Source organism: Paenibacillus sp. FSL R5-0486 (assembly GCF_037975155.1).
Classification (GTDB): domain Bacteria; phylum Bacillota; class Bacilli; order Paenibacillales; family Paenibacillaceae; genus Paenibacillus; species Paenibacillus amylolyticus.
Genome location: NZ_CP150237.1, coordinates 6,972,772 through 6,999,168, shown reverse-complemented (window position 1 = coordinate 6,999,168; position 26,397 = coordinate 6,972,772). Strand labels below are relative to the sequence as shown.

At 45.1% G+C, this 26,397-nt stretch carries 25 protein-coding genes and 1 pseudogene; 20 read left to right on the top strand and 6 right to left on the bottom strand.

The features are described 5' to 3' along the window. The first annotated feature begins 246 nt into the window (after positions 1–246). From greA to rlmN, 3 genes are all read left to right on the top strand, one after another. A complete protein-coding gene (gene greA / locus MKY01_RS30920; RefSeq protein ID WP_127550265.1) occupies positions 247–723 on the top strand; it encodes a transcription elongation factor GreA in 477 nt (158 codons plus the stop codon). A gap of 283 nt (positions 724–1,006) precedes the next feature. Next, positions 1,007–2,362 (top strand): sodium-dependent transporter, encoded by a 1,356-nt coding sequence (locus tag MKY01_RS30915; RefSeq protein WP_076329216.1) that lies wholly within the window; start codon positions 1,007–1,009, stop codon positions 2,360–2,362. 179 nt (positions 2,363–2,541) lie between these two features. Continuing rightward, positions 2,542–3,636 carry a 23S rRNA (adenine(2503)-C(2))-methyltransferase RlmN gene (gene rlmN / locus MKY01_RS30910; RefSeq protein WP_339284790.1) on the top strand — a complete coding sequence of 365 codons (1,095 nt, stop codon included), beginning with the start codon at positions 2,542–2,544 and terminating at the stop codon, positions 3,634–3,636. Between the two features lie 173 nt (positions 3,637–3,809). Here the strand turns inward: rlmN and MKY01_RS30905 are convergent, their stop codons facing one another. Next, complete coding sequence (locus MKY01_RS30905) at positions 3,810–4,250, bottom strand: GNAT family N-acetyltransferase (protein ID WP_339284788.1); 441 nt, start codon at positions 4,248–4,250, stop codon at positions 3,810–3,812. Between the two features lie 224 nt (positions 4,251–4,474). On the opposite strand from MKY01_RS30905, the gene MKY01_RS30900 reads away from it, so the two are divergent. The 5 genes from MKY01_RS30900 to MKY01_RS30880 all read left to right on the top strand — a co-directional run bounded on the left by MKY01_RS30900 (position 4,475) and on the right by MKY01_RS30880 (position 9,363). Next, positions 4,475–4,915, top strand: a complete 441-nt coding sequence (locus MKY01_RS30900; protein ID WP_256720070.1) for a MarR family transcriptional regulator — start codon at positions 4,475–4,477, stop codon at positions 4,913–4,915. A 101-nt stretch (positions 4,916–5,016) separates the two neighbouring features. Beyond that, positions 5,017–6,126 carry a glycosyl hydrolase family 8 gene (locus MKY01_RS30895; RefSeq protein WP_339284787.1) on the top strand — a complete coding sequence of 370 codons (1,110 nt, stop codon included), beginning with the start codon at positions 5,017–5,019 and terminating at the stop codon, positions 6,124–6,126. 24 nt (positions 6,127–6,150) lie between these two features. After that, complete coding sequence (locus MKY01_RS30890; RefSeq protein ID WP_127550375.1) at positions 6,151–7,026, top strand: diguanylate cyclase; 876 nt, start codon at positions 6,151–6,153, stop codon at positions 7,024–7,026. 159 nt (positions 7,027–7,185) lie between these two features. Continuing rightward, positions 7,186–8,481, top strand: coding sequence for a glycosyltransferase (locus tag MKY01_RS30885; RefSeq protein WP_339284785.1), 1,296 nt, complete (start codon positions 7,186–7,188; stop codon positions 8,479–8,481). Positions 8,482–8,634: 153 nt separating this feature from the next. Beyond that, entirely contained in the window at positions 8,635–9,363 is a 729-nt protein-coding gene (locus MKY01_RS30880) for a class I SAM-dependent methyltransferase (RefSeq protein WP_339284783.1), read from the top strand. Between the two features lie 199 nt (positions 9,364–9,562). On the opposite strand, the gene MKY01_RS30875 is transcribed toward MKY01_RS30880, so the two are convergent. Both MKY01_RS30875 and MKY01_RS30870 read right to left on the bottom strand, forming a co-directional pair. After that, positions 9,563–10,345 carry an ABC transporter ATP-binding protein gene (locus tag MKY01_RS30875; RefSeq protein ID WP_339284782.1) on the bottom strand — a complete coding sequence of 261 codons (783 nt, stop codon included), beginning with the start codon at positions 10,343–10,345 and terminating at the stop codon, positions 9,563–9,565. Between the two features lie 78 nt (positions 10,346–10,423). Continuing rightward, positions 10,424–11,647, bottom strand: coding sequence for an MFS transporter (locus MKY01_RS30870; protein ID WP_339284780.1), 1,224 nt, complete (start codon positions 11,645–11,647; stop codon positions 10,424–10,426). Positions 11,648–11,764: 117 nt separating this feature from the next. Here MKY01_RS30870 and MKY01_RS30865 point away from each other — a divergent pair, with 117 nt between their 5' ends. From MKY01_RS30865 to MKY01_RS30835, 7 genes are all read left to right on the top strand, one after another. Next, positions 11,765–12,568: a helix-turn-helix domain-containing protein gene (locus MKY01_RS30865; RefSeq protein WP_339284778.1), complete on the top strand. Its 804-nt coding sequence runs from the start codon at positions 11,765–11,767 to the stop codon at positions 12,566–12,568. Between the two features lie 355 nt (positions 12,569–12,923). After that, positions 12,924–13,841: an ABC transporter permease subunit gene (locus tag MKY01_RS30860; protein WP_240768206.1), complete on the top strand. Its 918-nt coding sequence runs from the start codon at positions 12,924–12,926 to the stop codon at positions 13,839–13,841. Positions 13,842–13,870: 29 nt separating this feature from the next. Beyond that, the gene (locus tag MKY01_RS30855; protein ID WP_036612222.1) at positions 13,871–14,752 is read left to right on the top strand and encodes a carbohydrate ABC transporter permease; all 882 of its coding nucleotides are present in this window, start codon (positions 13,871–13,873) and stop codon (positions 14,750–14,752) included. Between the two features lie 68 nt (positions 14,753–14,820). Beyond that, on the top strand, positions 14,821–16,416 hold the full coding sequence (locus MKY01_RS30850; RefSeq protein WP_339284776.1) for an extracellular solute-binding protein: 1,596 nt from the start codon (positions 14,821–14,823) through the stop codon (positions 16,414–16,416). 39 nt (positions 16,417–16,455) lie between these two features. Then, positions 16,456–17,433: a LacI family DNA-binding transcriptional regulator gene (locus MKY01_RS30845; protein WP_339284774.1), complete on the top strand. Its 978-nt coding sequence runs from the start codon at positions 16,456–16,458 to the stop codon at positions 17,431–17,433. A 26-nt stretch (positions 17,434–17,459) separates the two neighbouring features. Continuing rightward, a complete protein-coding gene (locus tag MKY01_RS30840; protein ID WP_339284772.1) occupies positions 17,460–18,572 on the top strand; it encodes a glycoside hydrolase family 88 protein in 1,113 nt (370 codons plus the stop codon). After that, complete coding sequence (locus MKY01_RS30835; protein ID WP_339284770.1) at positions 18,569–19,633, top strand: pectinesterase family protein; 1,065 nt, start codon at positions 18,569–18,571, stop codon at positions 19,631–19,633. The genes MKY01_RS30840 and MKY01_RS30835 overlap by 4 nt, the downstream gene beginning before the upstream one ends. A gap of 238 nt (positions 19,634–19,871) precedes the next feature. Here MKY01_RS30835 and MKY01_RS30830 read toward each other — a convergent pair whose 3' ends face one another. Further along, positions 19,872–20,534, bottom strand: a complete 663-nt coding sequence (locus MKY01_RS30830) for a hypothetical protein (protein WP_164783372.1) — start codon at positions 20,532–20,534, stop codon at positions 19,872–19,874. A 270-nt stretch (positions 20,535–20,804) separates the two neighbouring features. Here MKY01_RS30830 and MKY01_RS30825 point away from each other — a divergent pair, with 270 nt between their 5' ends. From MKY01_RS30825 to MKY01_RS30815, 3 genes are all read left to right on the top strand, one after another. Then, positions 20,805–21,356 (top strand): GNAT family protein, encoded by a 552-nt coding sequence (locus MKY01_RS30825; protein WP_127550289.1) that lies wholly within the window; start codon positions 20,805–20,807, stop codon positions 21,354–21,356. 625 nt (positions 21,357–21,981) lie between these two features. After that, positions 21,982–23,379 (top strand): helix-turn-helix transcriptional regulator, encoded by a 1,398-nt coding sequence (locus tag MKY01_RS30820; protein WP_339284768.1) that lies wholly within the window; start codon positions 21,982–21,984, stop codon positions 23,377–23,379. 375 nt (positions 23,380–23,754) lie between these two features. Beyond that, positions 23,755–23,931: an aspartyl-phosphate phosphatase Spo0E family protein gene (locus MKY01_RS30815; protein ID WP_127550293.1), complete on the top strand. Its 177-nt coding sequence runs from the start codon at positions 23,755–23,757 to the stop codon at positions 23,929–23,931. A 139-nt stretch (positions 23,932–24,070) separates the two neighbouring features. Here MKY01_RS30815 and MKY01_RS30810 read toward each other — a convergent pair. Next, a pseudogene (locus MKY01_RS30810) lies at positions 24,071–24,187 on the bottom strand (aldo/keto reductase); the annotation flags it as partial. A 163-nt stretch (positions 24,188–24,350) separates the two neighbouring features. Between MKY01_RS30810 and MKY01_RS30805 the strand changes: the two are divergent. Continuing rightward, positions 24,351–25,094 carry a hypothetical protein gene (locus MKY01_RS30805; protein WP_127550295.1) on the top strand — a complete coding sequence of 248 codons (744 nt, stop codon included), beginning with the start codon at positions 24,351–24,353 and terminating at the stop codon, positions 25,092–25,094. 215 nt (positions 25,095–25,309) lie between these two features. Here the strand turns inward: MKY01_RS30805 and MKY01_RS30800 are convergent, their stop codons facing one another. After that, entirely contained in the window at positions 25,310–25,495 is a 186-nt protein-coding gene (locus MKY01_RS30800; protein ID WP_339284766.1) for a hypothetical protein, read from the bottom strand. Positions 25,496–25,599: 104 nt separating this feature from the next. Here MKY01_RS30800 and MKY01_RS30795 point away from each other — a divergent pair, with 104 nt between their 5' ends. Next, a complete protein-coding gene (locus MKY01_RS30795; protein ID WP_282319896.1) occupies positions 25,600–26,346 on the top strand; it encodes a hypothetical protein in 747 nt (248 codons plus the stop codon). The last annotated feature ends 51 nt before the right edge of the window (positions 26,347–26,397 follow it).

Below are 26,397 nucleotides of genomic sequence, written 5' to 3'. Positions count from 1 at the left end.
TAGTTATAAAGCTGCCCTGAGTTCATTGTAAAAGTGAACGGATGAAAACAACATCATCAGTTGAGCAGATTGTAACGGTACAATTATTGAACAAAGCCTTGAAATTCTTCTCAAGAGATGGACATGGTTCTGATTTCATTGAAATACAATATATGGATGGTCTATTTCTTTTTCCGGGGTATGCTAACCCTTTGGAGTGGATATAGGTTAGAATATAGATAGATAGCAGGATTAGGAGATGGAAAAATGGCTAATGATGAAGTGATTTTGACACAGGAAGGCTTGGAAAAGCTGGAGGACGAACTGAAGGATTTGAAGACGGTGAAGCGTAAGGAATTGGCAGCTCGTCTGAAACTCGCGATCAGTTACGGTGACCTGAAGGAAAATAGTGAGTATCATTCAGCCAAAGATGATCAGGCCTTTATGGAGACCCGAATTTTGATCTTGGAGAAGATGCTGACAAAAGCAAGAGTCATCTCTTCAGATAATATAGACTCCAACAAAGTGAGCATTGGATCGACGGTGATTCTTAATGACATTGAGTTCGCCGAGAAGATTGAATATAAAGTGGTTGGTCCTGCCGAGGCCGATGTTGCGGATAATAAAATTTCGTACGAGAGCCCGCTGGGCAAGGAATTGATGGGCAAAGAAGTGGGCAGCGTCATTCATGTCAATGCTCCAATGGGCGTTATCAAGTACGAGTTACTTCAAATTAAAGTGTAATTCAAAAAGAGAGGTGCTCCGCAGTCATCCAAATGGCTGAGGGGACACCTCTTTTTGATTCTATTGGGCTTTGAACAGTTGGGAATACGGATTTGTTGAAACTTCATACGGTTGGACTAACGGACTTTATCACATACTGTGTTTAAGGAACTTATGAGATGAAGATTTCCGTGTGTTTTATATGTAAAAAAATAACATTTCGATAAATTTCGAATTTCGAATGACCTGACAAGTTGAGTAGTATATAATTACGGGAAAACTTTAAAGTGATGGAGTAGATACGATGAATTTTAGTAAGCCTAATCTAGATCAAGACAACGCTGGCAAAGGAGAACGTTTCTCCCAAGCTGGATTTATCCTGGCGGCCATTGGTAGTTCGGTTGGTCTGGGCAACATGTGGAAATTCCCGTACATTACGGGTGAGAACGGAGGAGCTGCGTTTTTCTTGCTCTTCATCGTCTGTTTGCTGTTGATTGGTTTGCCAGTTCTTCTCGCTGAACTTGCGATTGGTCGCAGTGGCAGAGGTAGTGCAGCTACGGCTTTTATCAAAGCAGGTGGACATAAAGGTTGGCTCGCAGCCGGTTTGCTGCAAGTACTGACTCCTTTTATCATCCTCTCTTTTTATGTCATTATTGCAGGGTGGACCTTGCAATATGCAATTACGTCATTCAGTGGAACATTGTTTAACAATCCGGATTATGCCGGACAGTTCGACTCCTTCATAGGTGGCTATATGCCGATTGTATGGCAACTGGTCGCGGTCCTAATTACAGGCTGGATTGTAGCCAAAGGAGTATCCAACGGAATCGAGAAGTTTAACAAGGTACTGATTCCGGCGATGTTGGTACTGCTCATTATCCTGATGATTCGTGCAGTTACATTGCCGGGTGCAGGTGCTGGGGTATCCTTCTTCCTGAATCCGGACTTCTCGCAGCTTACAACGGAATCCGCACTGGTAGCGCTTGGACATGCCTTCTTCTCCCTGTCACTGGGGATGGGTATTCTTGTAACCTACGGTTCGTATGTGGATAAAAATCAATCTCTCGGTGCGGCAACCGTCGCCGTTGGTGCAGGTGACCTGATCTATGCATTCATTGCGGGTCTAATCATCTTCCCAACAACATTCTCGTTTGGTATTGCACCGGACCAAGGACCGTCACTGATCTTTGTGGCACTTCCGGCGGCCTTCTCGGCGATGCCACTTGGTTTCTTGTTTGGTGGCCTGTTCTTCATCCTATTGGCTATTGCGGCATTAACGTCAGCAGTATCCTTGCTGGAAGTTCCGGTGAAATATTTCATGGAACGTTTGTCCTGGAGCCGCAGTCGTGCGGTATGGGTTATATCACTCGCGGTCTTCATCGTAGGACTTCCTTCGGTATTGTCGCTCGGCTTGCTGCCTGAATGGACGATTGGATCGAAGAGTGTGTTCGACTGGATGGACTTTGTAGCATCCAACATCCTGTTGCCTGTCGGTGGACTGCTTGTAACGATTTTTGCCGGATACTTCTGGAAAACGGCTGCGGAAGCTTCCGGCCTGCGTTCCGGATGGTTCCGGGTGTGGCTGTTCATGCTGCGTTACGTAGCTCCGATCCTGGTTCTGCTGGTTCTACTGCACACATCCGGCATCATTCACTTCTAATGGTGAAGACCCGATAGGGTGAAATATGGTCTGTTGTGCAGATTTACCATGGATAAAACCTCTTGGAAGAAATGCAAAAGCCCTTGTTTTCCCTCGTCAATTTTGGGACAATACGGAGTAGAGGTTTTTTGGGTAGGACCGATAAGCCATATGCTTTTTTGCGAAAAGAGGATTATACAATGAACAAATCATCCATATATGGATTAACATTAGAGCAATTACGTTCCTGGCTACCGGAGCATGGGCAGAAAAAATCCCGTGCATCCCGGATCTGGGAATGGTTATATCAAGAGCGTGTTCACGATTTCCCTGCGATGACCGATGTCCGTCAGGAATGTCTGGACGTTCTCTCCGAGCATTTCACCATGAACTCGCTGAGCGAACATGTGAAGCAGGAATCGGCAGATGGTACCGTGAAGTTTCTGCTTCGGATGCAGGACGGCAACCTGATTGAGACGGTATTAATGCGGCAAAAATACGGACTTACCGTCTGTGTGACCACACAAGTGGGCTGTAACATTGGCTGTAGCTTCTGTGCGAGCGGTCTGATTAAGAAGAGCCGAGACCTGACCGCTGGAGAGATTGTGGAACAGATTATGCATGTGCAGCGACATCTGGATGCAGCGGGTCAAAACGAACGGGTAACCAACGTAGTTGTGATGGGGATTGGCGAACCATTCGACAACTTCCAGCACATGAGTGATTTCATCGAAGTTATCAAGGATCGCAAAGGTCTGGCACTTGCCGCCAAACGGATTACTGTGTCCACGAGTGGCCTTCCGGACAAAATCAAGGAATTTGCAGACAGCAGTCTGCAGGTTAACCTGGCGATCTCTCTGCATGCACCGAATAATGAACTGCGTACACACATCATGAAGATCAACCGGGCTTTCCCGATTGAGCAATTGATGGATGCGGTGGATTATTATCTGGCTAAAACGAACAAACGCATCATGTTTGAGTACATCTTGCTACGTGATGTTAACGATCAACGTGAGCATGCCGCGGAGCTCGCTGAACTGTTGTCCAGTCGCAGAAGTATGGTCAGTGTGAATCTGATTCCATACAACCCGGTGGATGAGCACAGTCAGTATCAACGGAGTACAGAAGAGTCGATTCTGGGCTTCTATGATACGCTCAAAAAGAACAACATCAACTCCACTGTACGTATGGAACATGGTACGGATATCGATGCTGCCTGCGGACAGTTGCGCAGTAAACAAATGAAGAACAACGCTGCCGAATCCGAGCCAGGCCGTCTGGCACTGGGATAAGACACAACGCGGAGCTGGCAAGTAAGTTAGGATACTTGGTTGTTATAATCAGTGCCTGGACTTTGTATGTACGTGCCATTTATCGTTGTTGGATTCGCGAATGCGTTGCCTGAATGCAAAACGCCTCTGTATATCACTGAGAAGTGATAACGGAGGCGTTTTTTGGAGTTTCATTATTTCAGTTTTTTGGTCATCAGCAGATGGGGGATGCCGTCTTCCATAAATACTTCCGACGCGGGTGCATATCCGAGACGTTCGTAGAACCCGGAAGCTTGTACCTGTGCGTGCAGCTTGGCTTTCTCAAGACCATCAGCAACAGCCATCTGCTCCAGTTTGTCGATCAGCACACGGCCCAGGCCGTGTTTGCGGTAATCAAGCATGACACAGATCCGTTCCAATTTGGCGACCTGTTCCACAATGCGCAGTCTGGAGGAAGCAGCAGGTACACCGTCTACGTAGAGCAGAATGTGGCGCGCCTCCGCGTCTAATGTATCATAAGCATCGAATTCATCCGCTGCGGGTACGCCTTGTTCTTCGACGAAAATAGCCGTACGAATGGCGATGCAGGCATCGAGCAATTCCTGATTATTAACTTCAACAATCGTTGTATTCATGAATGTTTCTCCTTTGGGTGATCGTAATGTTATCCTGACGTGATAAACTGGTACATAACAGGAATATGGAACGATTTTCGTTCCATATATACGGTTTGAGCTATGTGTTTAAAATTGAAACCAATTCAACTGTAGTTATACCATCAATTATGTTGCGAATGCAACAATTTTATAGGGGCGTGAGTGTGTTGATTGAGAAAAAAGAAGTGCTGCGTGAAATTGGTATGATTGCCCGCTGTCTGGATTCAATCAGTAATGTTGAGTTTCAGCATCTGAACCTGTCCCGTGGACAATATCTATATCTGTATCGAATCTGTGAGAATCCGGGCATTATTCCGAATCAGCTTGCTGAACTGATCAAAGTGGATCGCACGACGGCGGCCAGAGCTATTAGCAAACTCGAATCGGATGGGTTCATTATTAAACAGCCAGCAATGGGTAATAAAAAGAATAAGGTGTTGTATCCCACCAAAGCTGGGCTTGAAGCATGGGAATTCATTCGTAAAGAGGGCGTGCATTCGGATCAGGTGACTCTGGATGGTCTGACGGAGGAAGAGATCGAGACCGCGGTCATGCTTCTCCGTCGAATGCGACATAATATCGAGGTGGACTGGAAATTTGTCAAAAAGGGTGGACGGCGACCCTACATGGATATTTCGGAATGAACAGAGGAACGATTCTTGACCCCTGCATCCCAGACTCTAGCCGGACCTATCTAAAGGAGAAGAGCCATTATGCCAGAGAAGCATCAGTACAGGAGGGAGTCATGAGACGGGTAAACCGGAAAAGGCTAACGTGGTGGATCATATTGGCAGTCAGTATCACGGCAGCGTTAATTATTTTTGTGAAGGAGCGGTTTGTGATGAATGAATCATCCCCTACGGTATCCTTTGTTCAAGATCATATGACTAATCCCAATGGTACAATTGCGACCTATTTGCAAGATGCTACCTCAGAGAGAGCGGACATCGTAGCAGGCAGAGAGGCTTTATCTGAGTCACTTGGTCTTTGGATGCAATATGCTGTAGCCAAGAATGATCAGGCGTTATTCGAGGAAAGCTATGAACTGTTGACCACCTATTTCCTCACGCCGCAAAAATATATTGCCTGGAAGCTGGATGCAAAAGGTGAATCTCAAGTGACAACCAACGCGCTTGGCGATGATTTTCGAATTGTTGGTGCTTTATTAAAGGCAGCAGATCAATGGAAACAAGGAAGAGAAGCCAAACTGGAAACGGCTTCGGAAATATCCCGTACACTTTCGCAATCGGTTCAGAATAAAGGATATTATGTGGATTTTCACGATTTTGCGAGTGGCCACTCCACAGTTACATTAAGCCTGGTTTATGTTGATCTCCCGTCTCTTCAATTGATGGAAAAACATCAGATGGTGGAACCGGGAACCTATGCCAAGTACGAAGCTTTGCTGAAGAAGATGCCTGACGATGGATTGTTCTATCCGAAGACCTTCGATGTAGTCCGTAAAAAATATACGTATGATGATACGGTGAATCTGATCGACCAGTTGATCGTGGCGAATCATCTAACCGTGACCGACCGCAAACCGGACAAGCTCATTTCTTTTTTGAAAAAAGAGTTCAACACCCGGGATCAGCTGCCCGGACAGTATAAGCGAGAATCACGCACACCTGCGGTATCTTATGAATCTTCCTCGGTATATGGCCTTGCCATTTTACTCGCCGTTCGTTCAGGTGATCCAAAATGGGCCAAACAGTTGTATAACCATATGACTACGTTGCGTGGTCAGGACTCTCGTTATCCAGGTGGATATGTATTTGACGGTAACACACATCTGTTTGATAATCTTTTTCCTCTGCTTGGAGAGACTGCATTACAAAATTCATTTAAGAAATAATCTACTGGAGAGAATAAACCTATGATGAGGAATAAAGCACCCATCCGTCGTATTGCATGGGGATATGCCAGTTTGATCGGATTAGCCGTGATTCAGCAGCTCGCTGTCTATCTTAAAATTTATATGAATCAGAGCTATACCACACAGGATTTTGTGTTTAGCATCGTGTCGCTTGGAGCGCTGATTCTGGGTTTTGTGATACCTGTCGGAGTGTCTGTCGTCCTCGGATTTATATATCTGGTCGCTTATTTTGTATGGCTTGTTACTTACGCGGATGTTAATGTGCTTACGTTCTCATGGTGGTTGCTCATTCCGGCTAATGCGGTTGTGGCTGCCTTTATCAAGGCAAATCTTGTGCGTAGAGCGCGTGTCATAGAGCGTCTGCAGGAGCTTAAGGGGCGTAATCCAGAGATTGATCTGGACACCTCCCTGGGTAATAAGGGTGCTCTTGCGGATACACTTGTTAAGCAAAGTAATCTGGCCAGACGTTATTCGGAGCAATATGGATTCAGCATGGCGATGTTCAAGATCGAGTTTTTGCCTTTGGTATTGGAATCACTCGGTTCCGTGCGTTATGCACAGTTCCTTATTGAACTATCCACTACCATACAGAAGCAGATTCGGTTTGAGGATTATAAATTTTTTGTGGATCGGGGAAGGTTTGTCATTATCTGCCCGATGACCAATGCGGAGTACATGCCCATTCTGAAACAACGGATCAAAAAAGCCATGATGGATCTGCAGATCATCGATAAAAGGGGAAATGAATTGCAGACGGTTATTCGAACTGGTGCGCTGGTATTTCACAAGGAACAATTCAGTAAGTATAAGGATATCGATGCAGTTATTGCGGCGCTGGAACGGAACACAGAGACGGATCTCATTGGTGAATATATCTAACGAACAGGAAGGAGAGATTTGCTGTGGATTATATGTCCTGGTTCATCCCTGTCTGTATCGCTGTCAGTTGTATGTTTGCCGTTTGTACCGTTTTACTAACGATTGCTACCCTTCGTTTTCGGTCAAAAGTCAATCGCAAGTACGATCGGAGGAAATTAATTGACTGATTTTATTCTGCTGTTATCGATATTCAGCATCTGGATTGCCGTATTCGAGTCGATTGTTATTATGGCGGGCGCGATTCGTTTTATTAATAAACAGGACAAAAAAGGGATTCAGATCCCTGAAAATATGGATCATTATCCAACAGTCACGGTCATGGTACCTGCGCATAACGAGGGTCTAGTCATTGTTGCGACAGTAGAGCATATTCTGTGCCTGAATTATCCGGAGGATAAAGTTCAGGTCATCGTGATCGCGGATAACTGTACAGATGATACCGCAGAGAAGCTGAGATCATTCCTCAGTCAGACCAGTTATAGGCATCGCAATGTGACGGTAATGGAGCGAAAAGGAACCGGTGGCAAGTCCGGGGCATTAAATGACGGACTGGAAATTGCCGCGGGCGACTGGATCTGTATCTTCGATGCAGATGCCGCACCTGAACGGAATTCATTAATGTTTTTGACGCAAAAATCGCTGGAGAACCCTGAACAATATGGCGTGGTTTTTGGTAGAAACAAAGCACGCAACAGAGGACAGAATTTCCTCTCCAAATGCATTAATCTGGAGATCATTACTTCGCAACGTGTGTATCACACGGGTCTGTGGGAATTGTTCCAGCTTGGTTCCATCCCTGGAACGAATTACATTATCAAAACCGAGTTGATCCGGGAGATTGGCGGCTGGGATGTGACAGCTATTACAGAAGATACGGCGCTATCATTCGAGATTTTGAATCGCGGACAGTTTGTGGCGCTTGCGCCGCAAGCGGAAGCCTATCAGCAGGAGCCGGAACAGCTTAGTGTATACATGAAGCAGCGCGAACGCTGGGCCAAGGGGAACTACCAGGTGGTACTGGATAATATCCATAACCTGTTTAACCGTTCCAGTTGGCGTAATAAGTTGCTGGTCATCTATTATGCCGTCAGTTATTTCTGGTTTATGCTTGCGATCATTGTATCGGATATTATATTTCTCGTGAATCTGGTCTATCAGGTCATTGCCATATTTAAACCAGAGGTAAGTTCACCGTTCCAGTTTGCCGGCGATGCATATGTGTTCCTGGTCATTGGTTGGGCACTTATGTACTTTATTTACGTGTTACAGATCAATCTGGCACTTGCCGCAGATATTGGACAAAGCAATACCCGTAATTTCATCTATGCCTGCGTGTCCTACTTCACGTATGCACAGTTGTTCATCCTGATCTCGATCAAGGCTTTCTACTCCTTAATTATGGACAAGATTCGAAAACGCGAAAGCAAATGGTACAAAACAGAACGTTTTGGCTAAGCGGCGTAAATGTTATAAGTGTAAGGCAGAAAGGCTGTTTGCTGGATAACTCCAGTAAACAGTCTTTTTGTTATAGCCAGACACATCCATATTCTGTATACTCTTACAGGCTGTAAATAGGAAGCATGCTTATCCGAAATGGAGGGTCACGGAATGAAGAACAGAGGATCAGACTTTTACGATGATGAGGCGAACTTTGAGAAGTATATGGAACGTCGCAAGTGGCAGGAGAACGCCAATAATACATTGGAGAAGCCGGTGATGCTGGAGTTGATTGGAGATGTTGCCGGCAAGAACATACTGGACCTTGGTTGTGGAGATGCAAGGTTCGCCGCAGAATTGCTGAGTGGGGAGCACGAAGGTGCGACGTATATGGGGATTGAGGGTTCTGTGAATATGATTCAGGCAGCTAACAAATCGGTAAAAGGATTAAATGCCCGGATTGAGCGAGCGTTCATGGAAGACTGGACCTATCCGGCCGGATTGTACGATCTGGTTATATCAAGACTGGCTGTTCACTATATTGAAGATGTGGAGAGCCTGTTCCGCAACATATACAATACTTTGAAAGAGAACGGGACATTTGTATTCTCAGTAGAACATCCTGTGATCACGTCTACACTGCAACCCTCCGGGACTCGAACAGATTGGGTGGTTGATCAGTATTTTGTAGAAGGATATCGGGAGCAGCAGTGGCTGGGCGGTTCTGTGAAAAAGATGCATCGTTCCATTGAATCGTATTTTATGGCATTGCAGCGTGCAGGGTTCCGTGTAGAGCATTTACGCGAGTCGGCACCACAACGTGCCTATTTTGTAAACGAGGAAACCTATCTGCGCAGGCAACGCATTCCGCTATTTCTGTTTTTAGGCGTGCGGAAATAGGATAGTGGTAAAACGTATAGATATATAGATGAAACCGTAAAGTTATACTCATAAATTAGAAAGTTCTACACAGAAAACGGTGGATAACACTAGATATAGGAGTAAAAAGCCCGAAATCTATCCACATGTGGATAAGATATTGGGCTTTTACTGTTAAGTTTCTTCACCTATGTTACGTTTGCTGTGTATAACCCCGCAATTATGAATCCGCCGCTGCTCTGACATAGACACGTTCTCCGTGCCGATCAACTTCCACAGGTGCCTCGAAGAAGTTACTCAGCACTTCGGTGTTCATCAGATTGTTAGTTAATCCGCTATGGACTATTTCACCCCGGCGAAGCAGGAGGCTGTGACTAAAGACAGGCAATATTTCCTCGGTATGATGGGTGACATAGATGAGTGACGGGGTATCTGGACGCTGTGATAATTCAAGGATGCTATCCAGCAGTCGCTCTCTTGAGAACAGATCCAGTCCATTGCAAGGCTCGTCCAGAATGAGTACGCGCGGATTGGCCATCAGTGCTCGGGCAATAAGAAGTTTCTGTTTCTCCCCTTGAGAACATGTACGATATTCGCGATCCCATAGGTGCTGACAGCCCAGCGTTTGCATCAATTCCTGTGCCTGATCCAGATCATCATCTGACAGCTTGTCGTACAAGCCAATGGTGGCGTGTTTACCGCTGATCACGACATACTGCGTGCGGTCTGTACCGTGCAATTTCTCTTGCAGAGATGAACTGACCCAGCCAATGGATTTGCGAAGCTGTCTCAGATCCACATCACCATATTCATGGCCTAACACGGATATCTTGCCTTCGGTCGGCCAGAGATATCCGGTGATCATGTTCAGGAGTGTTGTTTTGCCGGAGCCATTCAGGCCAAGCAACGCCCAGTGTTCACCGTCATTCACCTGCCAGTTCACATCGTTGAGCAGGGTAAGGGGTCCCCTTTTCCAAGTAACATGCTGTACATCAATAATCATGCGTTATTCCTTCCTTCTGATATCCTCGAGTGTCTTAGGTGTATTGTAGTCACAAAATCAGTGAGGTTTCAACGGTTATCACGCTGTTCTTGGTTGGTCCTTGCGCAGAAATACAGCACACACACCAAGCAGTGGCAAAAACGAACATAACTTGATAACAAACGCAATGCTGGTCACGTCAATTAAGGAACCTAACACAACCGAGCCAAGTCCAGCCATGCCAAACGACAGGCCAAAAAACAATCCGGATACCGTTCCAATATGACGAGGAAGCAATTCCTGTGCATAAACAATGATGACGCTGAAGCCGGACATCAGGATTAGTCCAATCATTCCGCATAATACCATGGACAAGACGGGTCCTGCATAAGGTAGCAACAGGGAAAACGGTGCAGTGCCTGCAATGGAGAACCAGATCATCGGTTTGCGTCCGTAGCGGTCAGCTAGTGGGCCGCCGAGTAAGGTTCCGACCATACCTGCAAATTGCAATATAAAAAGACAAATCTGTGCCTGGGAGAGAGGCAAGCCATATGCATCGGCGTAATAGAAGGCGTAATACCCGGTCATGCCTGCAATATAAACGAATTTGGAGAACAGCAGCAGGATGAGAATTCCCATTGTAAAAGCGATGAATCCCCTGCTCACAGGCCGAGCTGCTGGCCCTGCGCCACTTGATTTTAGAAGGCGTTGCTGACGAATGTGAGTCTCGGCAAGCTTGTCTCTGTACCAACGACTGACAAAAGACTGAATGAAGATGCCGATCAGGGCAAAGCCCATCAGCCATAGAAAACTACGCTGCCCATGTGGCAGCAGGATGAAGGCGACCAGTAATGGAGCAATAGCCTGTCCTGTGTTGCCTCCCACCTGGAAGATCGACTGCGCCATTCCGCGTCCTCGTCCGGCTGCCATATGGGCCACACGTGAGGATTCGGGATGGAGGATGGATGAGCCTATACCAATCAATGCTGCCGAAACAAGCAACATCCATAACTCGGAAGACAAGGCTAAGCCGAGAACACCGATCAGGGAGAATAACATGCCTCCGGGAAGCAGGATCGGCATTGGCTTGCGGTCTGACATATAACCGACCAGTGGCTGAAGGACGGATGCGGTAATATTCAGGGTGAAGGCAATCCAGCCCATCTGGGCGAAACTTAGCTGCATGGTCTGCTGGAATAACGGGAAAGCAGACGGAACCACTGTCTGCATCGCATCATTCAGCAGATGGGCGAAGCTGACTCCGGCAAGTGCCCAATTGGCGGAGGAGTTGATTTGCATTTTGCTTAAAGTGGCCTGAGCCATGGGAGATCACCTCGATTTATTTTTTTCTATGATAAAAGATGGGGGCAGATCATGTCTTTGTGAAAAGTGCTTGGAAAGTGAGCACGATTTGCTATAATGTCAGCAGGTGAGCAAACGATGGAATTAAACATGACGCTAAATGGGTTGGAATTATGGAAAGCTACCGGAGGCTTTGCGAATGAGCCGCATATACATGACGACTGGTATCAGCTAACGCTGCCGGTCAGAGGTCAATGTCATCTGGTACAGGAACGGCATGCATACCCGCTAAAAGCAGGGATAGGGATTATTGCTCATCCCCAGACTGAGCATTATTTTGAGATAGGGTCGGATTCGGCTGTCATTGTGATTAAGTTCCGTAAAGCGCCATTAGGCAGTTTCGAAGGTGTGGAGTCAAGAGGGGGGCGAGCTGAGTTTCGACCTACCCAGACTTTTGATCCTGCTGAGATCAGCAGTCTGTTTCGTGGCTGGAATTCCATTTTGTTAGATGATGTGCCCGAAATGCTGCAAGTGCAGGAAACAGAAATGGCGATCGAGACGTATCTAAGACGTATGTTGACGGGGCAGGAAAATGGAAAAAGAACTGTAAATCCCGGCTCATTCATTGATCCTCATCTCCAACGAGTGCTTGATTACATTCACAGTGCCTATACAGGCCCAATGGATATTGATTCGATGGCGATGGTTGCACATCAGAGCCGGTATCATTTTATGCGTTCTTTCAAGGCTCTTACGGGAACAACACCGTATCAATATCTGCTGAATTTGCGCGTAGAAGAAGCGTCCAAGAGGCTTCGCCATACAACGGATTCAGTAACCACAATCAGTTATGAACTGGGATTTTCCAGCGTCAGTCAGTTTTACAGAGCCTTTCAGCGAGTGTATGTTATGACACCGATGGAATATCGGAATCATGTGTAGATTTTAACGGGCAGTCTCGCGAATGCGAGACTGTATTTAGTACGTTACAGCATGCCACTGATTTTTGTTGTTGCCAAACATTGAAGACTTTGCTAAGATGGGAAAAAGTTTATGTAAGCGTATACATTTAGATTAAAATTACAACGTTGTAATTATGGTTATGGCAAGTATTGAAAAGACAGAAATACGGTGTAAGGAGGACTATTTCTAATTAATTATCTCATTAGTGCGCAGAATGATATAGGTTGTTACAAAATGTGAATGAGATGAATAACAAATACGTCAGTGGAATGACAGTTCTTTTTATTCAAAAATTCAAACGTTGTAATTATGTAGCGAAGGGGAGTGTTTCACGTTGAAAAAACGCATGTCCACGCTGTTCAGCCTGATCAGACGGGATAAATATTTGCTACTGATGTTTTCGCCTATCTTTCTGTATTACCTCATCTTCATGTACCTTCCGATGCCTGGCGTGCTGTTGGCATTTCGTAATTTTTTGCCGGGGCAGGGCATGCTCAGCGGGGAGTGGGTGGGACTGCGCTGGTTCGAACAGTTCGTGAATTCCATCTACTTCTGGCGACTGCTGCGTAACACATTTTTGCTCGCCTTCCTGCCGCTCCTGTTTGGTTTCTCCATTCCGATTTTATTCGCTGTCTGCATCGTGGAGATCAAGAACCGGACATTCAAGCGATTTGCCCAGACCGTTACGTACCTTCCTCACTTCATCTCCACTGTTGTTGTAGCTGGCATGATTATTAACTTCCTGTCACCAACAGACGGTATTGTGAACACCCTCATCGCGAGTCTTGGCATGGAAAAAGTGAACTTCATGATGGATGCGAGCTGGTTCCGTACCATCTTCACAAGTTCCGACATCTGGCAAAGTTTTGGCTTCAGCTCCATCATCTACATTGCAGCCATTATGGGGATCGACCCCGAGATGTATGATTCCGGCAAAATTGATGGCGTCAACAAATTCCAGGAGCTATGGCACCTGACCCTACCCAGTATCAAACCAACCATCGTCATTCTTCTGCTTCTGTCGCTTGGCGGCATTATGAGTGTAGGTTTCGAGAAAGTATATCTGCTCTACAACGGAGCCACCTACGAAACAGCTGATGTCTTGTCCACCTATGTATACCGGATGGGGATTGAGGGCCAGAATTACGGCTTCGCCACAGCGGTTGGCCTGTTCAACTCCGTGATCACCTTTGTCCTTGTTTTTGCTGCCAATTCCATGACCCGCCGCCTGACCAAGATGTCACTCTGGTAAGACTATAACCCGGACCAAAGGAGACCTGTATGCAAAAATCGAGAAGTGACCGTTTGTTCTACGGATGTGTCTACCTGCTGACCATACTGGCGGTTGTTGTCACGTTGTATCCCTTTCTGTACGTCATTAGTATTTCATTCAGCTCGGTGGATGCCATCGACAAACAAAAAGTTGTATTGTGGCCCGTTGGATTTACCCTGTCAGGTTACCAAATGGTACTGCAATACAAGGAGTTGTGGGTTTCGTTCTACAACACCCTCTGGTACACCGTGGTAGGCACACTGTTGAACATCGTGGCAACATGTCTTGCGGCGTTTCCATTATCCAGACAGCAGTTTTTCTTACGTCGCAAGCTGAATTTCTTCATCGCCTTCACCATGTATTTCTCGGGTGGACTCATTCCGGTCTACATGCTTATTACCTCGCTTGGGCTGTACAACACTCGCTGGGTTATGGTGCTGCCTGTGCTGGTGATTACGTTTAACGTCATGATCTGCCGTTCAGCTTTCGAAGGCATTCCGAATGAAATTTTCGAAAGTGCCAGTATAGACGGGGCCAACGAGATGACGATGCTGTATCGTCTGGCGGTTCCGATCATTAAGCCAACACTGGCTGTGCTCACGCTGTACTATGCGGTATTCCACTGGAACAACTTTTTCACGGCCCTATTATATCTGGGCAAACAGGATATGCAGCCCTTACAGATGTTCCTGCGAAGAGTGCTGATCATGGCTTCGCCGGAAGTGATGCAGAAGATGGGCGGTACGATGACATCCGGTGCGCTGGCGGTCTCCTCCCTTCAGGTTCGTTATGTATCCATTGTGGTCAGCATTCTGCCTATTGTTACGATCTACCCGTTTATCCAACGGTACTTCGTTAAGGGGATCACCCTCGGAGCCGTGAAAGGATAGCTTTACTTACTTAAGTGTCATGTCATTCAAGGGAGTTCAAAATGGTTCATACCAAGGAGGAATGATGGATGAGATTTAAAGGGGCAGGAAGAAAAAGTGTAATCGCAGCGATACTGGCAATCAGCCTGGCGGGATGTAGCGGCGGAACAGGGGCGGGAACCGATGCGGGGAGCACCCCGTCCAGTTCGGAGCCAGCCTTCAATTATACCGGAGCAGGGCCGGTGACGGATCAACCGGATGCCAAACTGTCTATTCTCGGCACCAACGCTTGGACGACCAATGTGGACTTGTCCACCGCAGCCATCGTGAAGAAAATTGAGAGCAACGCCGGTGTGACGGTGGATTGGGATCTGATTCCGCCGCAGAACTATGCGGATGCCGTCAATCCGAGGCTGGCTGCTGGTACTGGCTTGCCCGATATCGTGTACCTGCCGGATCAGGATCAACTGATGAAGTACATTAACAGCGGTCTATTCATTCCGATTAATGAACTGGTAGAGAAGTACGGCGTGAATCTCAAAAAAATATATGAGAAGTCGCCTTCGGTCAAAGCCAGTTTAACAACGCCAGATGGTAAAATGTATTATATCCCGCAGCAGACGTTAACCCGCAACTACATGCCGGTATTTATGGTCAATGTGCGCTGGCTTGATAAGCTGGGATTAAGCGAGCCGACCACGCTGGATGAATTCACGGCGATGCTGCGCAAATTCAAGACAGACGACCCGAACGGCAACGGAAAAGCCGATGAGATTCCGCTGTCCATGGAAGCAAAATTTGTGTCAATGGCCTTTGGCCCGGCATTTGGACTTGATCTGTCCAACCAGTTTTATGCAGACGATCAGGGCAAGGTACATTTCAGTTATTATGAGCCTGCCTACAAGGAGTACTTGACCTATCTGAACGGACTGTACAAGGAAGGTCTGCTTGGGGTGGATTATGCGAGTACCACGAGTGATCAGGTCACGTCGCGCATCTCTCAGGATGTGACGGGAGCAACGTTTAATTTTAGCTGGTATATGTCGATGGTCTACAGTCCGTTATTCAAGGATTACAATCCGGAAGAGCCGATCATCAAAGGCATTTTACCACTGAAAGGACCGCATGGGGATCAGTTCTATGTAGGACGTACACCAGTGAGTGGCATCTTTGGCATTACACGTGATAGTAAAAATCCGGAACTTGCTTTCCGTTTCCTGGACTATGCCGTAAGTGAGGAAGCACAGACGTATTATACGTGGGGCATCAAGGATGACACGTATACGGAAGAGAATGGCGTGAAGATATTTACGGACAAAGGCAAGGACAATGAATACATCCAGAAGCTTGGCATTGGTCCGGTGAATCTGCCGAACATCCAATCCACCGATTCTGCTGATTCCGTCGTAGCCCCTTGGCATGCGGAGATGGATAAAGAACTGGAGCCGTATGTGCGCGAACCGTTCCCGTTTGTCTATGCCTTGCCGGATGAAGCGAGTGTGGAAAGCATGGCGATGCCTGACATCACGACATATGTGGAAGAGATGAACTTTAAGTTTATTAGCGGGGACGCCAGTCTGGACCAGTTTGACAGTTATATTGAGACGTTGAAGAAGATGAATATAGAGCAGGTTATTGCGGGCAGACAGGCACAATATGATCGTTATAAATCTGCACAGAAATAAGAAATAGGGCTTCAGGCGTATGAGAGGTGTTGATTGATTTTGATAACCATTAAAGACATTGCCAAACTGGCGGGGGTGAGCTATAGCACGGTATCAAAGGCGCTGAATGATGATCCCCGAATCAAACCGGCAACAAAGCAGAAGGTGCTTGCAGTCGCAGAGAAACATCAATATCGGAAAAACATGCTGGCCCGGCAGCTCTCCACAGGCAGAAGCAACATCATCGGTTTTGTGCTGGATGAGCTGAGCAATCCGTTATTCTCGAACATCTCCGGCCGTCTGCACACCGAGCTGAAGAAGCGGGGATATCAGATGATCTTGGTTGTGGCGGATGATGGAGTGGATGTCTTCAGCCAGCTGCGCGTGGACGGATGTATTCTGTGGGACTATGCACTGGACAATCGGGAGATGTTCTGGAAAAAGTTCGCAACACTCAACATGCCATGTTTTGTGCTGGGTACAGATGAAGCGCCGAACTCTCCTTACATCAAGATTGATCGCAAAGAAGGGCTGTTCAAAGCAGTGGAGCATCTGAAATCGCTGGGCCACAGCCGAATCGGATTCATCGGCAACTCCCAGCACGTCAAGCTGGAGGGTTACAGGGAAGCGTTGCAGCGTACGGGTCTGGGTTTTAACGAAGACCATGTGTTGCCAGCGCATTCCTCTTGGGAAGACGGGTATTTTGCCATACGTAATCATGCGTTTGGGGCGGATTCGCCGACAGCATTTATTGGACTGAACAACTTGGTCACCCGAGGGGCACTCCGGGCTTTACTTGAGGCAGGTTACAGTGTTCCACGCGATATCTCGTTAATCGGGTATGATGATCTGCCGGATATGCAATATGCGGAAGTGGCCTTGACTACAATTGGCCCGCCTCTGGATGAACTGGCCGTGCAGGCAGCAGAGCTGATTGTCTCGTTAATCCGTGATGAACAGGTCGATGTTCCGGTAGTCATTCAGCCTAAGCTGAACCTTCGCAATTCAACAGCAGTTAGTCATACATGTATTAGGTGAGTACAACATTCAAGGAGGAATTGCTTATGCAGGTACAGACACAGTTATCCTGGTCTGAGCGAATTGCAGCAACGATCATCCAGCAATGTGACGGGGACGGTTATCATGCGTTCCCTTCGGGACGATGGGCATACGTGGAAGGCATGACCTTGATGGCAATGGCACGAACCGGGCAGTATTATGGCAAACAAGAGTATGTTGATTTTATGAAAAAACATATGGACCTGTATATCCAGCCGGACGGCTCTATTGGCACCTATACTTTGGAAGAATATAATCTGGATCAGATTAATCAAGGGAAAAACCTGTTTGAATTACTGGATGGTGCTGAAGATCAGCGTTACGCAGAAGCGGCTCATCTCCTGGCAGCACAACTTGCAGGGCAACCCCGCACGTCGGAGGGCGGTTTCTGGCACAAAAAAATCTATCCATTCCAGATGTGGCTGGACGGCCTGTATATGTCCTCTCCCTTTTTGTCCGAGTATGCAAAGACATTTCATCGTCCCGAGTTATGGGATGAAGTTGCACATCAGATTCTGCTGATCGAACGCCAGACCCGTGATCCGCGGACCGGGCTGCTCTATCATGGCTGGGATGAATCGAAGGAGCAGGTCTGGGCAGATTCATCGACAGGGTGCTCACCACACTTCTGGAGCCGGGCGATGGGCTGGTATGCCATGGCGATTGTAGACAGCGTGGAGCATTTCCCCGTGAATCATCCAAAGCGCGGAACCATCATCGGCATCTTCGAACGGATGTGTCATGTTCTGGTACGCGTGCAGGAGCAGGAGAGCGGGTTATGGTTCCAGGTGCTGGATCAGGGCTTCCGCAAAGGCAACTATCTGGAAGCATCCGGATCAAGCATGTTTGTATATGCACTTGCGAAGGGTGTGCGACTAAGGTATCTGGAGCCACATTTCAGAGCTGCGGCGGAGAAGGGATGGCAGGGACTGTCCTCCAGATTGGTGGAGGAGACGGCTGACGGCGTTCGGTTAAACGGGATCTGTCATGGCGCAGGACTAAGCCTGGATCGGGATGGCTCGTACAACTACTATGTAACCGAAGCGGTTGTAAGCGATTCCTTTATGGGTGTGGCTCCGCTTCTGCTGGCAGCACTGGAAATGGAGCGACTGCCATGACGCAGCAGAGATTGCCAAATACAGCATTGGAATCATCAGCTCCCTGTCTGACTGTTGCTTCAGATGGGACAGGGGATTATGTGACGATTCAGGCCGCAGTTGATGCGCTGCCGGAGAATGGTATCGGAATCGTTCCAATTCGAGTGAAGGCTGGTGTCTATCATGAGAAGCTGCATATGGAGAAGCCGGGCATCCACCTGATTGGTGAGGGGGCGGAGCAGACGATCATTACGTATGATGATCATGCACTCAAGAAGTTTCCGGACGGGTCGCCATATCATACGTTTCATTCCTATACGGCTTTCATTGGTGCCGATGATTTCACGGCAGAGGGGATTTCCTTCGTAAATGCTGCCGGGCCAGGCAAGCAGGTTGGTCAGGCCCTGGCCGTTTATGTGGATGGAGACCGTGCGGCCTTTCGCCGCTGTCGTTTGATCGGTCACCAGGATACGATCTTCACCGGCCCGCTGCCGGAGCAGCCCATGGATCGCAGTTATTTTGGCGGGCCACGCGATGGTGCCGAGCGGCGTAAACTGCGGCAGTATTTCGAGGACTGTTACATCGAAGGTGATATCGATTTTATTTTTGGTTCGGCTACGGTGGTGTTTAAGGGCTGCGAGATCTTTACGAAGAATCGCCTGACTGAAGCGGAGGCTGCGGATGGACAAGTGAACGGTTGGATTACCGCAGCCTCTACGCCGGAGGATGTGCGTTACGGCTATGTGTTTCTGGACTGTGATCTGACCAGCAATGCTCCGCCGCAGTCGGTGTATCTGGGCAGACCGTGGCGTCATCATGCCAAAGTCTGTTTTCTGAACTGCTGGATCGGCGCTCATGTGAAGCGGGAGGGATGGCACAACTGGAACAAGATAGATGCAGAGCAGACCGTTCAGTATGCTGAATATAACAGCGCCGGACCCGGTGCCGGATATGCTGCTGATCGTGTGCCTTGGGCCAAAATACTGACCGAACAGGAAGCGGCCGAGTACACTATACCTCTGATTCTGTCCGGCGTGGATGAGTGGCAACCTTTGGAAGGGAGAGGGGAGCAGCGGCAGTAAGATACGCCCTCTTCTCTGCGCAATATCTAACACAGGTTTTCTTTCAAGTCTCCTAAGGAGTTGAAAGAAAACCTTTTTTGTGCGCTATATTACATTTTTCGCCCCCATCTTTAATTATAAGTGCAGTTCCAACGTTTGGATCTGTGAAATAACCGGTAGCATAAACATTTGAGATATTATCCCCATCTCCAGGGTTCCAAGCCCAAGGTATCCTTAAAGCATTGCCGTAACAATTGGATTAGGTTGTAGTAACTGCATAATATGACCATACGTTTCCATAAGCTGACGCTAAAGGTTTTACAACTTCATTGTGTGGTGCCAGTAGTATAGTTATATTCGGTGTTTCAACAGTTTGATCGGGACTGTCAGGTATAATAACATTTGTATTGGCTTTGAGTTCTCCTAATGTGGATTGGTTACCTTCTTCATCCATGATAATTGTATTATCACCGTGGTATTTACCCACTTTTGCTCTGGCTGTTCCTGATGTTTGGACTTCGGTAAATTTCTCCGTAGTGAATTGATCCGTAGTTTCTGGTGAGGCCATTGCAAAGGATGCCAAGCTTAAATCAAGTAATAAAGTACAGGTGAGGGCGGTTTTAAAAATTTTATTCACTTTAAATTTCACTCCTTTTGTTCGGATAAACAAAAACATATATAACCATTTTACTCCATTTAAATCCGAAATCTGAATTGTGTTTACTGTTCGTAAAATTATACCTTTAATCTGAAAATAAAGGATGCCGCAGGTAATCTGTCTGCTGCGAGCAGTGCTGTGACTGTGAAAACTGCGCCAGGAACGACCAATCCGGGCATTTCCGCCTGGCAGGCCAACATACCCTATACTGTAGAGCAGCTTGTGACGTATAACGGCAAAACGTATAAATGCTTGCAGGCCCATACCCCTTTGCCGGGGGGGAGCCATCCAATATACCTGCATTGTGGTAGGTTCAATAGTTAGAACATTTCGGAACAACACAAACAACATTTTCATGAGTTACCGAAAATTGTGTGATAAATTATTTATCTTCACAAAAGATAATGTTATAATTTTTCATATAAGGAAGGAATGAGAACCATGTAGTCGCAAATAATTCTGATCCTCGGGCAAGGTCTCCACCTCCTCTTCTTCTTTAAGGGGCTAAAGGAAATATAATTTAGGAGGATCAATATGAATAGTTATATTTGGAATGGTATAAAAGTAAGGCTGCGCCCAGTGTTACCCACGGATTGGCATAAGTTTCATTACAATGATCTTGATTCGGAGAATGCGAGATTGTGTGACGAGATTCATTTCCCAAGATCAGAAGAGGGTACAAAGGCTTGGGCTGAAAATCAATCCGTTCAAAGTTCTAATGGTGATAACGTCTTTATGGCGATAGAAACACATGACGGGACACTCGTTGGGAGCATTTCCACAAATAGCTGTAATCTTCGATGTGGAAATTTCAAATATGGAGTATCCATATTCCGTGAGCATTGGCGCAAAGGTTATGCATCTGATGCGATAAAAACTATACTGCGGTATTATTTTGAGGAATTAGGATATGTAAAAGTCAACGCTCACGTATATGCATTTAATGACGGTTCTACAGCGTTACATGAGCATCTAGGCTTCGTTCAAGAGGGAAGAATCAGAAATATGGTTTTTACTAAGGGACGACATTATGACGAATATATATTTGGCCTGACTAATAAAGAATTCGATGCGATTCATACGTAAGGAAGATATCGGGCTCCTTTGTGACGTCATTGTAGTCCAACAAATGAGCTGACAAAGAGGATCGTAGCAGAAATGCTGACGATCCTTTTTTGTTATATTTTCGTCTTCCTGATTTTCCACTCATCCACAGTATTCGCATCGATCCCGCACAATCTGGCAATAAGCAGGCCGAGGACAACACTGGGGATTTTTAGTCCATATTCGATATTCTGATAATGTCGTAGGGTACACTTCATAAATTCGTTAATTTTCAGTACTAGAGATTCTTGTGTATATCCTGCTGCTTCGCGTGCCTCTATTAGTTTCACGTTATAACCTCTTATACATGGTATAGCAAAATTGTATTTGAGTTACGATGAAGTTATAACGATCTATTAGACATGATCTATAGTTGTCGTCTTATAGTAAGTTAAGTGTAATTATATATGCCGACGTTATCGGCTTCCGAGAAACCTTTGCCGGATGAATATAGAGAAAAGCTTTTAAAATTTCTCTGTAGGAGCTTTTTTTAACTTAAATATGTTCAAAATACATTTATTGTTGACCGATGGTTGATTCTTAACTAAGATAAGTTATATATAGGTATGGAATCCTATTTTTGGTTTTTGTGCGGGAGGTGTTTGTATTGGAGTCTACAAATTCAATTCGAAAAAAACTGTTACAACATATGCAAAGTAATCATATTATACATTCTCAATTTGCCGAAATATCGGGTATTAATTCCGGTACACTTAGCCGTATATTGCAGGGTAATAAACCTATATCTATGAGCCAGCTCGTCGCCATTACCGCAGGGATGGGGTTACCCGAAGATTTCTTTTTTGATGATTACATAGAGGAATGCTTCTCCTTTTTGATCTCTATCAGGCGCATACGGCCGTTTATTATTCGTTGTGCTGAATTAGATCGTTTAGATTGTGTCGAACAAATTGTTAATCGTCTATTGGATGATCTCTCCTATGTCTCCGTGCTTTTTGATATAGCTGAAGAGTTATTTGCCAATAGTAAACGTTTGGCTGCGGGGATTTTATACAGGAGTGTACGTGAAGCAGAAAAGTATCAGCATTCTGAACGACTCGCGCTGTGTCATTACCGTTTGTTCCTCATTGATTTGGGAGAGGACTTGGAAGAGAATGTGCGTGCGGCAACTCAATTTGAGTTGTACGTTAATCGTCTCGATGAAGCGGATCAGCTTGAAGCTTTAAAGCAATTGATGCACGTTTTTGGAATGGTTCACAAATGGGCAAAAGTCGATACTTTAGCCAAGGAAATGCACCGGATTGCAACGATTCAGTATGATTTACAACGCAGATCTGAACGATCAGAAGGAGTCCAGAAACGGACGGAACGACCTTTGTATTACTATATTCTGTATGCTTATTTGGCCCGATCTACGGCCAGTGAAGAGTGTGGAGACTACAAGAGAGCATTGGAATTTGTATCTCTGTATGCAGGAGGGGAAAGTTGGATTCAAGAAAAGGATGAGGAAGCCAAACGAATTCTTGGACAATTTTCGGAATGGGCCGTTGCAAACACTTTTCTCTATCGCTTAATGTCCGGAGAAGTGGATGTTTTGAACGAGTATGCGAATTACATAGCGTCGCAAGAAGATGAAATATTCATTGCTGTATGGCACATGGTTCAAGCAGCGAATTTATATGGGTTGAATATTGATAGCATCCTGGAACGTTTTGCAGCATATATACCCTATCAGTCGGACAAAACCGAGTTTGGAGAGTATAATCCGACTATTTTAAAAGAGAGCTACGCCCAATTCCTCGGTGATCTGGCCGTATATCGTTTCGATGCAAGCAAGGATGCTGACACTGCAATAAAACTTGTGTTAGAAGGTTTGAATTTATCGATTATAATTAATAGTAGCAAAAATATCATTACTTGTATGACTCTTTTTGAGCAATACAGAGATTGTGCGGATATTGAAGCGAAGGAGAAATTCAAAAAATTATCAAGTGAGGTGCATCGGCTTGCTAAAAAAAGCGTTATACTTCTTGGTTCTCTGTAGTGTTACGATTGTCGTATCTACGCCAATTACATTGGCTACAATGGGACATGGTTGGGGGACTTAATCATTAAGCAGACATAGGATGTTCCTGATTTTCGGGAACATCCTTTTTCTTGTTTTGAGGATGGTTTCGTATGGATTAAATCATGTCTTGAATGGGGGGAATTATCAGATACTTCTTAAGTTAGCAATCAATCAAAAAAGCGTCCAGGTAGAGTGAAGCTCCACTTGGACGCTTTTGTTGACTGATTTGGAATTAACTCAGAGAAGGAGCTAGAAGACTGACGGTCTAAACACTTTTTTTGTGCTTTTAAATGATTATTCTATTATCTGACAGCAAAGCCTAAAATATTACAAAAAGGAGGATTGGGTTCTATGAAAAGAAGCATGCTCATTCAATTACGTATTGAACGTGCCAGGAATCTCCTTTACACCCTGGCAGAAAAGCACAGGGGGGTTCAACATCCCGCAGTAATCAAACAGTCTATGATACTGGATGATTTAATTAATCAGTACAATAAAGAAGGAGCACAAAAAAAGCCGATTGAATAAACAATCGACTCTGGGCGAGAAACTTTTGCCGGGTTCACTCGCCCTTTAATTTTAACAGAGATTGAGGAAAAACGGGATTAGGTTCTCTAAATAAATTTCAACTTAGAATATTATAAAAGTATCAGGACCCTGACTCATCTTAGAAATCAAAATTGTCCGGGTCCGGTCTAACGCGAACATCTTCGTTCAGGGCGCTAATACGCTTCATCTCATCATTGGACAATTCGAAGTCGAAGATGGACTCGTTCTCGATAATCGATTTTGTTTGGTAGACTTCGAGATGGATGATGGAGCCGAATAAAATGTTACGTAATGTTCAACAAAGAAATACATTTTTTAAACTTATTGGATAAATGGGTTGGTATAATGTTAGGAAAATATGTATATGAAAGCGGGAGTTTACAATTAAGAAATATGTTTTGCTATTAACGTCATCTGTATTGCTATTTAGTTTGCTCGTGGCCTGTAACAATCAACAAAACGCTGGAGCGACTACATCTGGCAATAATATAAATCAAGAAACCATCTATAATTCCTCTGCTCCAGAACAAAATTCCTCAGGTGATATATCTAGTGTATTTCCAAAGTCTGAGCTAACGGATTTAATTGCTATCGATTCAGTAAATGAAGACCAATCGATTCGGGCAGAACAACAAACGGATCAGGGAACCTTGCTTATGGTTTCCAATGGTAAGGAAGAACGAGGACACTTAAATGTATCAAGTACGCTGGGGCAAGAGGGGGATCAAACCTTCCACAGTAATTATTCTATCGTCTACAGACACGATGATCAGGATAAAGTTTTATTGGAACTACCGGCATATTTATTTGTTCAGCCATCTGACCAAAAAATAATCTTTGAAAAGGTGAGTTTTAAAGATGCTGATGTTTATGTTCTCACCCCACAATACCAAACAGGGCATGGATTGGAAGGGTATTTATTCGCGGTCACCAAACAAAGTGGAGATGCATTCCTATTAGAGATTGTTAAAAAGGGTCAAGTTTCTGAGAAACTTTTGTATTCTGAATCTGGGCCTATGCCAATTGTCGAAAATAATACTTTGGTTGTTCATCCTCCCGTTGGTGCGGGCACCCCTGAAGAAGATACAAAAGTTGTTTTTTACAAGCTCAATCTGAGCACAAAGCAATTAATTGCTAAATGAATCAATTTCATAATACCTTTAGCTGCTTCAATCAAGGCTGGATATAGATCAAAACGGTTCAATTTGCCTATATCTAGTTACAAAACTCCATTTTAGTGAGTTATGAAATTGATTCAAAATAAGGTTATATAAAGGGTATTTCTAAAAAGATCTATGGTTTGGTTGGACTGGGTATCAATGTTAATCAAAAAAGCTGACAAAGAAGGAGCTGAGATTCAATCCTGGCTTCTTTTTTCTCTAATAAAACCTGATAAGATCAGTAAAATCAACCCAAAAGTGATTGAGATAATTCCTAATGATTTGTAAGCATAAAGTTCTTCAATATTGAAGCAAGTAAATCCTGCAGCAAATAAAAGAATCCCAACAAATAATAGTCTTTTTCGAATGATTAGTTTTTTCATAAAGTTTACCCTTTCGTTAGCTGATATTTAGAATATATTTACATTATAATCTGCGATTGGAACAATATATATACTGAAAAAACATGAAATGGAGGATACACTTTTTGAAAAAAATCATTATTGTCGCAATGTTAGGAGTTATTTTGTTATCTGGGTGTGGGGCAAATGATCAGTCTTTAAGTCCACCACAGATTGAGGAAAGCACCCCCAAAGAAAGTATAACAACCCTTGATACATCGACTCCCAATACACTATTATCTGAAACTTCTGATAAGAAAATTGCTATTTATGGTGTTCAGGATAGAGCACAAAAAGATATATTTTCATCTTTAGATGTAGTAATAAACGGAGCAACGAAAAGATTTACTTGGAACAATGTGACGAATCCCTCCTTTTATCCTCAACTATCGGTCATTGATTTAGATGCAGATGGAGAAGATGAAATGGTTATTGTTTTGACCAAAGCCACAGGGACTGGAGTACATGATTCAGAAGTGCATGTGCTTAAATCGGATTTTACAGAAATAACGGTTTCAGATCCGAAAAAATATGTTCTAAGTCATATTAAAGTTGACCTAAAAGCAGATAAGGAAATTCGACAGTATACAGTTTCAGTTGATGGCCGGAAGCACTCCTTTGAATTCAGTGAGAACGATTCTAACGATTGGTTTGAACAACCAACAGTTCAAAATATATTGAGATTTGAGATAAAGGATAGTCATCTTATTGCGGAGTTACCAATTCAGATTTCAACAGGGCATTACTTAGGAGAAGCTATCGTTAGATATGCATTGATTAATGGGAGATTTGAACCTTCTGAAATAGAAATGACAAAGGATTATTCGGGCTGATTGGAGTGTCACGGGGTCGAGCGGATCAGTTAATTCAGCAATTAGATAAGC